General features: G+C 27.3%; 13 protein-coding genes and 3 pseudogenes. 2 read left to right on the forward strand and 14 right to left on the reverse strand.

Translation table 11 applies throughout. The features are described 5' to 3' along the window. The 3 genes and pseudogenes from BN899_RS20205 to queG all read right to left on the reverse strand — a co-directional run. Window positions 1-381, reverse strand: a pseudogene (locus tag BN899_RS20205) (ATP-binding protein); the annotation flags it as partial. Window positions 382-386: 5 nt separating this feature from the next. Then, window positions 387-953, reverse strand: a complete 567-nt coding sequence (locus BN899_RS20210) for a Lon-like protease helical domain-containing protein (protein WP_278245000.1) — start codon at window positions 951-953, stop codon at window positions 387-389. Between the two features lie 221 nt (window positions 954-1174). Continuing rightward, window positions 1175-2080 (reverse strand): tRNA epoxyqueuosine(34) reductase QueG, encoded by a 906-nt coding sequence (gene queG / locus BN899_RS14965; RefSeq protein WP_042277075.1) that lies wholly within the window; start codon window positions 2078-2080, stop codon window positions 1175-1177. A gap of 64 nt (window positions 2081-2144) precedes the next feature. Here queG and BN899_RS14970 point away from each other — a divergent pair. Further along, a pseudogene (locus BN899_RS14970) lies at window positions 2145-2553 on the forward strand (RusA family crossover junction endodeoxyribonuclease). Between the two features lie 71 nt (window positions 2554-2624). Here BN899_RS14970 and BN899_RS14975 read toward each other — a convergent pair. The 9 genes and pseudogenes from BN899_RS14975 to BN899_RS15015 form a co-directional block, all read right to left on the reverse strand. Then, window positions 2625-3620: an aldo/keto reductase gene (locus BN899_RS14975; protein ID WP_042277077.1), complete on the reverse strand. Its 996-nt coding sequence runs from the start codon at window positions 3618-3620 to the stop codon at window positions 2625-2627. A gap of 93 nt (window positions 3621-3713) precedes the next feature. After that, window positions 3714-4557: pseudogene (locus BN899_RS14980) on the reverse strand (deoxyribonuclease IV). A 98-nt stretch (window positions 4558-4655) separates the two neighbouring features. Further along, window positions 4656-5228 carry an ArsR/SmtB family transcription factor gene (locus BN899_RS14985; protein ID WP_042277079.1) on the reverse strand — a complete coding sequence of 191 codons (573 nt, stop codon included), beginning with the start codon at window positions 5226-5228 and terminating at the stop codon, window positions 4656-4658. Window positions 5229-5310: 82 nt separating this feature from the next. Further along, window positions 5311-6228, reverse strand: coding sequence for a glutaminase A (gene glsA, locus BN899_RS14990; RefSeq protein ID WP_042277082.1), 918 nt, complete (start codon window positions 6226-6228; stop codon window positions 5311-5313). A gap of 94 nt (window positions 6229-6322) precedes the next feature. After that, window positions 6323-7780, reverse strand: a complete 1458-nt coding sequence (locus tag BN899_RS14995; RefSeq protein WP_242824212.1) for a nucleoside kinase — start codon at window positions 7778-7780, stop codon at window positions 6323-6325. A 251-nt stretch (window positions 7781-8031) separates the two neighbouring features. Then, entirely contained in the window at window positions 8032-8793 is a 762-nt protein-coding gene (locus BN899_RS15000) for a sugar phosphate isomerase/epimerase family protein (protein WP_042277086.1), read from the reverse strand. Between the two features lie 8 nt (window positions 8794-8801). Next, window positions 8802-9335, reverse strand: coding sequence for a signal peptidase I (lepB, locus tag BN899_RS15005; RefSeq protein ID WP_042277089.1), 534 nt, complete (start codon window positions 9333-9335; stop codon window positions 8802-8804). 47 nt (window positions 9336-9382) lie between these two features. Continuing rightward, on the reverse strand, window positions 9383-10174 hold the full coding sequence (locus BN899_RS15010) for a hypothetical protein (RefSeq protein WP_042277092.1): 792 nt from the start codon (window positions 10172-10174) through the stop codon (window positions 9383-9385). 92 nt (window positions 10175-10266) lie between these two features. Beyond that, entirely contained in the window at window positions 10267-10977 is a 711-nt protein-coding gene (locus BN899_RS15015) for a PrsW family intramembrane metalloprotease (protein WP_042277094.1), read from the reverse strand. 124 nt (window positions 10978-11101) lie between these two features. Between BN899_RS15015 and sleC the strand changes: the two genes are divergently transcribed. Beyond that, a complete protein-coding gene (gene sleC, locus BN899_RS15020; RefSeq protein ID WP_042277097.1) occupies window positions 11102-12376 on the forward strand; it encodes a spore cortex-lytic germination protein SleC in 1275 nt (424 codons plus the stop codon). Between the two features lie 106 nt (window positions 12377-12482). Here the strand turns inward: sleC and BN899_RS15025 are convergent, their stop codons facing one another. Both BN899_RS15025 and BN899_RS15030 read right to left on the reverse strand, forming a co-directional pair. Further along, window positions 12483-13856, reverse strand: coding sequence for a DUF3298 domain-containing protein (locus tag BN899_RS15025; RefSeq protein ID WP_052356875.1), 1374 nt, complete (start codon window positions 13854-13856; stop codon window positions 12483-12485). Between the two features lie 72 nt (window positions 13857-13928). Further along, a complete protein-coding gene (locus tag BN899_RS15030; protein WP_042277100.1) occupies window positions 13929-14591 on the reverse strand; it encodes a hypothetical protein in 663 nt (220 codons plus the stop codon). Window positions 14592-14638 lie beyond the last annotated feature (47 nt).

A 14638-nucleotide genomic window follows, 5' to 3' on the forward strand; every position in this document is an offset into this window, starting at 1 on the left:
TCCATTATAATAATCATATTCAGCTTTACCAAATAAATTAGCTGGACTTGGGTTTATTTCAAATATTACAGGAGCTGATAAATTTTCTTTATCACTACCATTATCTACAAATAAATTTACTTTATATTTTATAAAATGTTCTTTATCATACTTATCTTTTAAATCTTCTTCATCTAAATAGAAAAGATATACATATTCTAATATATCTTTTCTCATATTATTCAAATATGTTTTTACTTTATCATAGCCCTTATATTTTTCAATTAAAGATTCAATATGAGGATCTATTACAAATTTTGCTACTTCCTCTTCTAAATCAAGTAAAGCTTCTTTTGCTGCATCTTCTAAATCTCTTATTTTATATACAACTTGTATTGCCATATTTTCTAATTCTTTTTAACTTTGTAAAATTCCTCATCCGCTTTTTCATCATCTTCATTTTTATCATCTTTTTCGTCTTTTATAGGTATAAATACCATTCCAACTTTACTATTTTTTAATTTAAATCCTTTTTCTTCTCCATATTTTTTGATTTTTTTAAGTAATACATCTTTTTCTATTTCATATTCCTCAACAACCTGATTTTTTCCTATTTCAAAATCTTCACTTTCAAATGTATCTCTTAACTCATCTAAAAGTGTTTCAATTAGTTTTTCAATATCTTTTTTAAAAGTTCTTCCTAATCCTTTTTCTAATCCAATTATAATAGGTTCTCTACTTTGTTCAAAGTTATATACATAACACCAATCTTTATGAGAATTCTTTTTAGATGCATACTTATTTAATGCCTTTGTAGCATATGTTGTTTTCCCTGTACCTGAATCACCTGCTAGGTATATATTGTAAGCTGGATTATCAATTTTCAATCCAATCTCCATAGCATCTATAGCTCTTTTTTGACCTAGTATGCTTTCTAGAGGTTCTATTTCAGATGTATTTTTATAGTTTAACAATAGACCTCACCCCTTCTCCCCTTTTATAATATTCTCTGTTACTAAATTAAATTGTTATACTATTTAATATATGTCAGCAACACCTTATACTTGTTGTAAATTTAATATATGACAGTAATTATTTATTTTTTTATAAATAATATATATTCTAATTTTATTCATATTCGTTTTTTTTGTGATTTGTCTACTTACTTTTATATATAGAAAAAACCAAAGGTTTATTAATCCTTTGGTTTTTCTGAAATTAAATCTAAGTTTCTTTTTATTATATTTTTTCCTCTCCAACTAAAAGCTTTATTTCCATATCTGCGTTTAAACTCTTTATTTGAAATGGAATTTATTTCTTCAATATCTAAACTTGTCATTATATTATTCTTAAATTCATTAATATTTGTTATAGGTATATTTTTATTATGAGGACATACATCTTGGCATACGTCACACCCAAATACTTTATTTTCACTTTGCAATATCCTTATTTCTTCCTCTGTCAATTCTCCCTTTTTTTGAGTTATATATGACAAACATCTCTTTGGATTCATATCAAAATTTCCTAATAAGGCATTTCCCGGACAATATTTTACACATTTCCCACATTTTATGCATGTTTTTGGCAAAGGCTCATCAGGATGAAAATCATAGTTGTTCATTATATATCCTATAAATATATATGAACCATATTCATCTGTAATAATATTATTATTAATTCCAAAGTATCCTATTCCAGATAAATAGGCTAGGTGTCTATCAACTAATGGACCATTATCTGTAAAATATTTATACTCAAATCCGTCTATATTTTCAGTTAAGTAGTCGCAAATTTTTTGAAGAATATTCTTTACAACTATATGATAATCTTCTCCATAGCAGTATTTTGATAAATTACCATCTTGCTGATTTCCACTAAAATAAGGAAATGCACATACTATTATTGATTTTGCATTTTCCATTGTATTTCTTGGATCTATTCTATTTTCTAATACTGGCTCTTCCATTCCAGTAACATATCCATTTGATAATCTGTGTTTTATTACTTTTTCTAAATTGTGATATGGCCCAACACCTGCAATACCTACACATTTTAATCCTATTGATTTGCAAAACTCTTTTAATTTTTCCTTATTCATAAAATATCCTTTCATTAATATTGTATTAGCTTTATAATAACTAAAGTGTAAGGATGGTGATAATTTGATTAAATTAACAATACCAGGTAGACCTATAAGTAAGTCTAACTTTAAACTTCATAATGTTCATGGACAAGCATGGATGCCAGCGACTGGTAAACATTCTAAATACTTAGCTTATGAAAATATGATTGCAGGTTATATAAATCAGCAATATCAAGGAGATACAATAGAAGAAGATTTAATTACCGTATTAAAACTGTACTTCCCAAATAAACGTATGGGTGATTTACACAACTATCCTAAAAGTATTTGTGATGGTATAGAAAAAAAGTGGTATCATCAAAAATGATAAGCAGTTAAAGCCAGTATTATTATTTGATTTTATAGATAAAGATAACCCTCGTGTAGAAATAGAACTCTATCCTCTTTCTAAGTATAATGTATCTTATAATATTTTTCCGAGAGAATAATAATAATAAAGAGAACTTATTTTACTTAAGTTCTCTTTATTATTATCTATTTTAAATTATACAATTCTACTTTATCCAAGCTTAGAGACAACATCCTTTAACATTTCTCTTATAGGAAGTTCATATGGACATTTAGTCTCACATAGCCCACAATTTACACATTCATTAGCTTTTCCACTCGAAGCTGCATATCTTTGCTTAGCCCAGTCCTTTAGATTGTATCTAGTATAATATCCTTCTAGTAAAAAGTTTGCTGGTATATTTATACCTACAGGACATGGAAGGCAATATTCACACCTTCTACAGAATCTTTTTCCTAAGGTTTTTCTTATCTCTTCTATTTTTATATTATCTTCTTCTGTAAATTCCAAATTATCTAAAACTTTAGTATTTTGCCTAACTTGTTCTACACTATCCATCCCTGGTATAACTATATCAATGTAATCTTTTGAAAGTATATACTTTATAGCTAAGCTTGCATCATCCAAAGCTCCTCCTGCTAAAGGTTTCATAACTATTATTCCGATACCTTTTTCATTAGCTTTCCTAAATGCTTCATCAGCTTGGCCTTCTACTATATTATATGGAAACTGTATTGTTGCAAACTTATCACTCTCTATTGCTTTTTCTATTGTTTCTAATCCGTGACTAGTTATTCCTATATGCTTTATTTTACCTTCTTGTTTTGCTTCTAATAACGCTTTATAAGCTTTCTCTTCACCAAATATTAAATCATACTCTTCTGGCTTAACATTATGAAGTTGATATAGGTCTATATAGTCTGTCTTAAGATTTTTTAAGCTTATTTCTATATCTTTTTTCATATCTTCATAGTTTCTTGACATACTTTTAGTAGCTATAAAAAACTTTTCTCTTCTTCCCTCTAGGCTATTCCCTATATATTCTTCACTTATTGTGTATCCTCTAGCTGTATCTATAAAATTAACACCTTGCTTTTCTAATTCATCAATAACTTTATTCGTGTCTTCTTGAGTTATTCTTTGGATAGGTATTCCTCCAAATCCAACTCTTTTTACATTCATATTACTTTTTCCTAACAATCTCATTGTTTTCCCCCACCACAATTTTATTTAAGCAACGGACCTATTTTATATAGGTCGTTGGCGACATAAATCAATTCGCCGACACGTCGCTCAAGCCTAGCGAATTTTATTATCTAATATTTCCTTTATCATAGCAATCTCTCTCTTATGGCCTTCATCTTCAAGAGGTGTTTCTAAGAAAAATGGTAGATGGCTTATTTTAGGATGAGTCATAAAGTTGATTATAGCCTCTAATCCTATTTTACCTTCTCCGATCACTTCATGTCTATCTTTCTTATCTCCAAATGGCATCATACTATCATTTAAATGTACTGCTTTTAATCTATCTAGTCCTATTATCTTATCAAACTCTTCTAATACTCCATCTAAATCATTAACTATATCATATCCAGCTGAAAATATATGACATGTATCTAAGCAAACCCCTAGTTTTTCATTATGTTCAACACTATCTATAATTTCTCTTAATTGATTAAAGTCAAACCCTATTTCTGTTCCTTTTCCAGACATAGTTTCAAGAAGTAGAGTTATATTTTCTTCACCTGTTAAAGCTTCATTTAATGCATCTGATATTCTCTTTATTCCAAACTCTATACCTCCACCTACATGACTACCTGGGTGGAAACACATATACTCTATCCCTAAAGAATCCATTCTTTCTATATCTTCTTTTATAACCTTTCTAGCAAATTCATACACTTCATCCTTCGCCCCACCTAAGTTCATAGTGTATGGTGCATGAGCTAGTATTTTTCCAAAATTATTTTCTTCTCTTATTTTTTGAAACTTTGCTATATCTTTTTCATCAAATTCCTTAGCATTACCTCCCCTTGGATTTCTACTAAAAAAATTGAAACGTATTTGCTCCTATATCTACTGCTGTTTGCGCTGCTTTTGAAAAACCTTTTGCTATTGAAATATGCGGTCCTATTACAAGCATTTTGTAAATCCTCCTTATTGTCGATTTTATTATATTTATAAATTATATTATACTTTAATTATACCCAAAAAAATAAGTATCAACAAAATTGATACTTATTATATATTATACTCTTCTTCTTTTGACAACGGAACTGCAAGTATGACTAAGTCGTATGCAGCCTCTTCACTAATACTTTCTCTCTTGCTTAAAATTTCTTTTAATTTTGCTTTTATTGTCTCATTAATCTCATCTATCTCTTCTCGGTTAAGATAAACAGTATTATAATCGATTATATTATTCTTTTCTAATGTATCTTCCTCTGCAGCTTGATAAAATAGTTCACTTATATTTTCAAATTTAGATATATATAATTCTTCACGGTCACATTCACATTCATCATCTAAAGAGAAATCTATAACACTTTTACCAATTACTATGTGTTTTGCTTTTGGATAATAATACTTCTCAACAATACCCGATTTAATCTTTTCCTCAACTAATTCTAAGATTCCTACTTTATAAAGTGTTTTTATATGGTAATTTATTTTAGCATGAGGTTCATCTAATAATTGAGACAATTGCTTTGCTGATAGTGGTGATTTATCAAAAGTTTTTAGTATATCTATTCGTCGAGGATGCGCTATTGCCTTTATACACTCTAAATCTCTAAGTACTAATACTTCTTTCATTTATCCCACCCCCATAAAAAATTTATTTTACTGTAATTTAATTATATATGAAGTAGTTTAAGTTGTCAAAAAATTCCATAATTTAAAATATATTTAATTTTAATTTCTGTGATAAGTCTTCTAATATCTTAACTCCAGCTACACTATTTCCCTTTTTATCTAGTGCTGGACCATAAACACCTATCCCCATTTGATTTGGAACTGATGCAAGTATTCCTCCACCAACACCGGATTTTGCAGGTATTCCAGCTTTTATGGCAAATTCTCCCGATGCATCATACATACCACAAGTCACCATAAATGTTTTTACCATTCTTGAAACACGTTCACTTATTAATCTTTCTCCAGTTTCAATATCTACACCATAGCTTGCAAGATTTATACCTATTCTTGCTAAATCCATTGCATCTATTTCTATTGAGCACTGTTTAAAGTATAAATCTAGTACTTCTTCTACATCACCTTCTATAAACCCATCGTTTTTTAATAAGTAAGCCATAGCTCTATTTCTATCACCGCTCATTTTTTCCGATTTATATACATCATAATTTATACCTATATTATCATTTTTAGCTAATCGTCTAAAGAATTTTAACATTCTTTCTTCTTTTTCCTCTATACTATTCCCTTTTATAAGAGATGTTGTAACTATTGCACCTGCATTTATCATAGGATTACATGGTTTTTTAGAATCATTAGTTTCTAACTTCATTATAGAGTTAAACGGATCTCCACTTGGCTCCATACCAACTTTTGAAAAAACATAAGCCCAGTCATTATCCATAAGAGCCATTGCAAGCACTATTGTCTTTGATATACTTTGTATAGTAAATTTTGTATTATAATCTCCTGCTTTATATATATTATTATTTTTATCTATTATACATATCCCTAAATCGTCTATACGCGCATTCTTCAATTCCGGTATATAACTTGCAACTTGTCCATAGTTTGTGTATTTTCTATTTCTGTCTAATATGTCCTGTAATATTTTTTCCATATTATTACCTCCCTATTTAGTTATATTTCGAAATATATAGTACTACTATAATACAAAAAGTCCTGATATTATGTCAATATCAGGACTCTTATATCTAATCTACTATTTTACTTCCACCTATAAATTCTCTTATTATAGAAGTTAAAGGTATATCGGATATGTCTTCTAACTCGACAAAATATTGTAGTAATTTTAATAATCTATTAGCTTCTATATATGCTTTATTGTCTCTTGTTATTTCTTCTAATAATGGCTTTGCATATTTTTTTAGAACTGACAACTCATAAACACACGCAGAGTTAAATATTACATCTGCTTCTTCTTGATATGGGAATATATTTTTATTTTCTCCCCTTCTAACAGATCCCCATTGCATAATTGTCTTCTCTGCACTATATCCTCTAAAGTTGTAATCTCTAACCATTCTTCTTATAAGTCTTAAATCTGTAGTTGGTATTCTATTATGGTCATCTAAGTTTATTTGAGTTAAAGCACTTATATATATTTTAAATTTATCTTCATCTTTTACTGATGATGTTAACATAGGATTTAACCCATGAATTCCCTCTAGTATTATAGGTTGATTTTTATCAATTTTTAATTTCTTACCTGTTTCTTCTCTTTTACCAATTTTGAAATTAAATTTAGGAAGACTTATCTCTTCTCCATTTAATAATTTCTCTAAATCTGAATTAAATCTTTCTAAATCTATTGCGTATATAGATTCAAAGTCAAAATTCCCAAATTCGTCTAATGGCGTATCTTCTCTATTAACAAAATAATCATCTAATGATATAGATACAGGTTTTAAATTATTAACTCTAAGATGTATAGATAATCTATGAGCAAAGCTCGTTTTACCTGATGATGAAGGTGCTGCTATAAGTATTACTCTTTTTCCTTGTTCTTTTATTGCATCCGCAATTTGAGATAACTTCTTTTCATGTAGAGCTTCTACTGTTCTTATTATCTCCGGATATTCATTATTTTCAATAATTTTATTAAGAGTTATAACCTTATCTACACCTAAAAGATTAGACCACTGCTCTGCCTCTTGATATACATCCGCTAATTTTGGCTGTGGTTCAAATTCCACTGCAATATTTTTATTTTGCGGACTCGGCCCTAATACTATTACACCATTTTTATATAATTCAAGATTAAATGTTTTTATATATCCTGTTGATGGAAGCATATATCCATAGAAATGGTCTATCATTCCATTACACTTATATATTTTTACATCATCATACTCTTTATATTCAAGAAGCTGTGCTCTTTCATACATCTTATTTTCTTCAAATATTTTAATTGCTTCTTTCCTAGTTGTAGATATTTTTTCTATTTTATAGTCTGAATCAATTATTTGCTGCATTTTTTCTTTTATATTTTCTATATCTTCTTTAGCTAAGTCTCTATCTATATGCACATCACAATATAGTCCTTTTGATAAAGAATGCTCTACTACTACTCTTTTGTCTCCAAATAACTCTTTACATGCCATTATAAATATAAAAGACATAGTTCTTGTATAGACTCTACGGCCATCCATATCTGTTGTATCTAAAAACTTAAGATCACATTCATCATTAATTTCATATGTTAATTCTCTTAATTTATTATTTACAATTCCAAGTGTTATATATCCATCATATTTATCACTTACTTCTTTAGCTATATCTTCTAATAATCTACTCGAAGATTTTTCCTCTAAATTAATTTTTTAATTTCTTCATTTACATATAAATTTATAGTTTTCATAGTAATGCTCCTTTCTTCCCTATATATAGGAAAAAGAGGTATTTATACCTCTCCCATAATAGCATTTAAATTGTTTATAGTTTCTTTTATATGTTCATAATTAATTTCTAAAATCAAATATTTAGCTTCTATTTTAAGCATTTCTTTTATATGTTTCTTTTGTAGTATACCTCTGCCTATACCTATATGTATATCATCTATACCATCGTTGTCACTTAAATGAATTACTTTTATTTTATCTTTTAGTGAATCTATATAATTATCTTTGTTAATTAAGTAATGTCCTGTATCATAACAAAACCCTACATTATTATTTTTTACTACTTTAAATATATATTCAAAATCGTAAACTGTGTTACCTACATTTGAAAAATCTCCGTAATTAGAATATACATTTTCTATAGTTATTTCACAATTTATCTCTTTACATAATTCTCTTAAAAATTCGATACTATTATTTAAGTATTTTTCTTTATTTTTCTTCAGTCTATTACTTATTACATAGCCTAAATGAAGGTTAAAATATTTTATGTCAAAATCCTTTAAATCATTACTAATATTTTTAGTAAAATTTACCCATGACTTTCTTATATATTCTACACTTTCGCAAGCATTTAGTTCCATTGGCAAATGTATACTTAAAGATAATTCTAACTTCTCGATTCTATCCTTATATTTATAAAGTTTAATACATTCATCTAAATTATCGATACCTAATTCTATATGTTTTATATCAGAAAATTTTTCACATAAATCTAAAGCTTCTTCTATATTAAATAGTAATGCTGAAATTCCTATTATCATAAGAGCACCTATTTTATTGTTCCTATTTTATTAAACGGGAATAATCTAATCATTACTTTTCCCATTATATCTTTTTCATTAACTAGCCCTACATCTTCATATCTACTATCTAAACTTTTTTCTCTATTGTCACCCATGGCAAATACTTTTCCCTCTGGAATTACCATATCTATAGCTCCTTCTGTATAATTATCATGGATATACGGTTCTTTTATAAGTTTATCATTTACATATACATTAGAGTTTTCTATTTTTATATGATCTCCTCCAACAGCTATTACTCTTTTAACTAAGTCTTTTGGACTTCCATCATCTTGTAATAACGCTGTACTAAATACTATTACATCCCCTTTTTTAGGTTCTCCGACTCTGTATGACATTCTATTTATTATAAGATAGTCATTTTCCTCTAGTGTTGGATACATTGATTCTCCTCTTACTAACGTCGGCCTTACAAATTGAGTTATTATAAATGCAAATACCAGAGCTGTAGCAATTATTTTAATCCATTCTATTGCTTCTTTCTTGAATTTGTCACTCATCCCTACCATCTCCTCTAAATTTAAGTTTTATTAAAATAAGGTAAATTTTAATAGCTACCTATTAAATGTATCGCTACCTCATTAATGTTATCATACTTGTTCATTTTAATGCCTAAGTCTAATAGTTCACAGGCTTTGACTAAATCTTGTATGACTTCCATAGGATCACCATATATTTCTTCAATGTCTTCTTTGCTTACTCCTTTAAACCCATGACCAACTGGACTTTCATTTCTTAGTTTTATTAAATTTTCTAATCTATCACTATTTAATATTTCAACTACTTTTTCCATTCTTTTAGTCTTTTTAACATTTCTATTTATATAATTGGTTACTCCATGTATTAAATTTCCATTATATATATTATACTTCTTTTTCAAAGTATATAAAATATTTTTCTTTGATACCATATATCCATACATACACACTTTATAATTCTTTGATTCTTTGCTGCTTACAAATATATATTTAAATAATGCTTCCTTTAATCTATAAAGTCTTCCCAAATAATCTATATATTCTCCTTTTACAACTTGAATTTTTATATTTTCTATTAGCTCTGATAATATATCCTCTGGCTCACCTAATTTTAGGTTTTTTAAATTTTCCATTAACTCTTTTATTTCACTTCTAGATGTTATTTGACTACTCATTTGTTCTATAAATTCTAATGACTTTTTAAAGTCAAAATTTAAAGCATATTTACATGATTCCATTAGCAAATATAAATCTCCATCTATTACCCCAGCTTCTTCTAAAACATCTAATACCGCATCGTAATCATAACGACTTAAAAATTTTGATATTAGATATTCATGATTTTTATCTAAAGAACTCACAATATAATTCCTCCTAAAATGCATTTCACTAAAATTACTTACAAGTTATTATTAAACTATATTAACTATAAATATACCTTATAAAAAAAATTCTACTTTTTATTTTTTCTTCCTCTTAAAAATCTTTTTCTAGAGTTGTCACTATATTCATCTACTTTATCTAAATTAACTTTCCATAAAAGTATTATATAAATGAAAAAAACTACAAAAGAAAATTTATATTTTATCATTGCTATAAAATCAAAAATACCATGTAGCAAAATAGGTACTAAAATAGACATAAATAAATATTCTCTTTTTTTGATAGCCTTATTACTAAATTTATACTTAGAAATATAATACCCCATTGTGATAGCAAACATTATATGTGCTGGTACAGATATTATCCCCCTTACCACGCCTACTTCGAGTGCAGTTTTTGACTCCTCAAAAAATATATAAATTATATTTTCAATAGTTGCAAATCCTAAAGATAAAAATATTGAATAAATAATTCCATCTAATTTTTCATTAAAGCTTTTTTCTTTTAATAAGTTCGGTATTAAAACTAAAGCTTTAAGACCCTCTTCTGTAAATCCTGCCACTATAAATGACATATATAACAAGTTAGAGTATCCACTATATCTATTTATATCAATTAAAAAATCTTCTGCTATTATAGCAATAACACTTATAAATGCTCCTAATATAAAAAATTTACACAAAATAATTATAGGCTCTTTATCATACTTATCTTTTAAATAACACCATATTATAAATGCTATTGTAGGCGCTATAGACAATATTAATAGATTTAATTTCATAGATTTAATTTCCTTTTCTCTTATATTTTATATATATTATTTCCATTTTTCTTAACAAAATAATAAACTTATTCATACTATAAATATAAGAGATTACTAAATTACCAAAAGAAAGGGTGATTACATGCAAAATGGATTTTTAACAATTAGTGTTATTGACAGTTCGAATAATAGACCTATTGTAAATGCTACAGTAAATGTTTATTCAATTCCAGGTCCTGGAGAAACTGCTGCGCCAATTTATCAAAACTTAAAAACTAACATATCGGGCCAAGTTACAGACTTAAATCTTCCAGCTCCAGATCTTGATTACTCACTAGATCCAAATGCTCAGGTTAGACCATATAGTGAATACTTAGTTGAAGCTATTGCTGATGGATACGAAACTGTCATTATCAATGGTACTCAAATGTTACCTACAATTGGTGCTAGACAGGCTGTTCCTATGCCACCAAGAAGTAGAGCTAGAGGTTCATATTCAAGACAGAATGAGGAAATTTTCATTATTCCAGACCACACATTGTATGGAGATTATCCTCCAAAAATACCAGAAAATAGTTTAAAACCTTTACCACCTCCAACTGGGTTTGTTGTTTTAGATAACCCAGTTGTTCCTGAATTTATAGTTGTTCATGATGGGCTGCCTGAAAATACATCTGCTCCAAATTATTGGATTCCATTTAAAGAATATATTAAAAACGTAGCAGCTTCTGAAATATATTCTACATGGCCTACTCAGACAATTTACGCAAATGTAATAGCTATAATTTCATTTACATTAAATAGAGTTTTTACTGAATGGTATAGAAATAAAGGTTATACCTTTACAATTACTTCAACTACAAATTTTGACCATAAATTTATGAAAAATAGAAATTTCTTTGATCCTATAAATGTTATTGTTGACGATATATTTAACACATTTATAAAAAGACCGCCTACTTCTAGACAGCCATTACTTGCTCAATATTGTGATGGTAAAAAATCTCAGTGCCCTAATCAAATGACCCAATGGGGAAGTAAGAGCTTAGGAGATCAAGGAATGGATTATGAATCTATATTAAGATATTTTTATGGAGATGAAATTATTTTTGAAAAAGCTCCCATAGTTAGTGGTGTTCCTATATCTTTCCCTGGTGAGACTTTACAAGTCGGATCTAGTGGTAAAAATGTTAGAACAATACAAAATCAACTTAATGCTATATCTAAATCTTACCCAGCTATACCAAAGGTAAGAGAAGATGGTATATATGGCGAAAGTACTGCTAATTCAGTTAAAACATTCCAACAAATATTTGGATTACCTCAATCAGGGGTTGTAGATTTTAAAACTTGGTACGAGATTTCAAGAGTTTATGTTGCTGTAACTAAAATAGCATCTTTAAACCCAACTATTTAATAAAAAAGTGTCTCAAAATAATTTAACTATTATTTGAGACACTTTTTATTATAAAAATTTACTTTTATAACTTTTCCAATGTATCTTAAGCAATAAAAATAAGCTACTATTTAAATATATTTATATACTCATCTTTGAGTATATGATTTATAATATTTATATTTATAGGATACTCCGGCATTCCTGCAGCATATGGAGCTATCTCATATAAATCAAAATAAATAACTAAGTTATCATCTTGTATATAAAATTTTTGATTATCTTTTATTCCTTCAAATTGGTAAACACCCTTAGTTTCTGGGTCTTTTTTTGCTAAATCTTCTATTTGTTTTCTAATTTCATTGTCTATTACTTTCTTGTAATTTGATTTTTCCTTAAATAAATCACTTAACATTAGTATTTTTCCATTTTTTATATCTATATTATAAGTTATATCTTCAGAATAACCATGAGCTCCTCCACTATATTTGTAATATTTTACCATTATGCTTAGCATATCATCGCTATTCTTCTTAACTTCAAAATCTGCATTCGCTACAAATTTATTTTGCTCATCTGGTATACCTTTAAAATAATCCTCAGCTTCTTTTTGAGATAAGTCATAAAATTTCATTATATCATTTCTAATCTTTTCATTTATACTATAGTCTATATCTTTATTTGAAGTCATTATTATAGGTATATTAATTACGCTATTAATATACTTATTATTCTTAGTTATTGTTTGAGTATCTACATTTGCTACTATATCATCAGTTTCTATTATTTTTATTTTATTTTTAAATATTTCATATGGTATTTTAAATTCATAAATTGCTTTTTCTTTGCTATCTTTATAAGGATTGAAATAAACTGAAATACCTCCATCTGTAATTATATAATTAGTATATTTATTTATATTTATTTTTTCTTTATCTATATTTGACTTATTTTTATCTATATACTTATCTATATAATTTTTAATCACTTCATCATAATCACTATTATCTTTTAAGAAATTATCTATATACACTCTCTGCCCAGTTTTTAAGTCAAATATATAGCTATCCTTTTCAAGTTTAACATCTTTTTGTTTTTCATTTATATTCCTATATATTACTATATTAATCAAATTACAGTCCTCAAAGACCACATGATAATTTATACTAATATCCCTCTTCTTTTTTTCTTTGCTTAATTCTCCTATTTGTCTTTGATGATTAACAAACTCATTTATACTTTTTCTTATATATGTATTTATATATCTTTCAACTTCTTCATTTTGATAATGAATTTCTGGCATTTTTATAGATATAGAAGTATTCTTACTATCTATTTTAGTTTTTTCTTCTGTTACCTTTACTGTTCTTAATCCTTGATATAAATTTGTTTGCATTATATCTTTTATATTATTAAGGTTCCCTTGTTTTATTACTGATATTATCAATATTCCTATAGTTATTATCGTTATTGATTTTAAGAAATTATTTGTATGCTTCATATATTGTTCCTCCTAAATACAATTCATCTATTATATTTAGAGTTTTTATATGTTTTCATACATAATATTTTGTTAAGATACTACTACATCTTTTTTAGATTTATTTGCCATAGCTAATATAAGTCCTAGTGCAATAGATGCAAATGCTGATGCTATTACTCTATACTCTGAAGGTAGCATAAACACTATTGTGTGACATGGAATCCAAAATAAAGGAATTGTTTTTAATAAAGTAAAGCTAACATATCTATACCAATCTATTTTTTCAACTAAATATGATAATGTTATATCTTTTTTGTTAGTTGAATGAATCTCATCTATATATGTATCTGTAAATTTATGAAATAGAAATATAACTGGAGATTGCAATATATTCATAACTGTACTCGTTAATAAAGCATGAGCGAATATAGATCCATTAAAAGGCAACTTACCTATTTCTTGAGCTTTTTCTACTCCTGATGGAAATACTGTTAATGCTAGTGTCGTTACAACTCCAATAAATCCCCAAATTATAGCTCTATAAATAATTCCATTTGGCTTTTTCCAATAGCCATTTATAACCCTCATACCAAGTAAGTCCCCCATAGTAGCTAAAATTAAAAACTTAAAGAAACCTCCTATGTATGGATAGCTTTCTGTTGTTGATATGAAAATTTCCCTAGACCTTGGCTCGACTAATATAGCTATCCATAATACAAGTACTCCAATCCAAATAAAATCTCCCTTTTTCATAACATTTCTCCTTTTTATTTATAATAAACTTACTCAATCCTTCTTCG

It is taken from the genome of Faecalimicrobium dakarense, from assembly GCF_000499525.1.
GTDB classification, from domain to species: domain Bacteria; phylum Bacillota; class Clostridia; order Peptostreptococcales; family Peptostreptococcaceae; genus Faecalimicrobium; species Faecalimicrobium dakarense.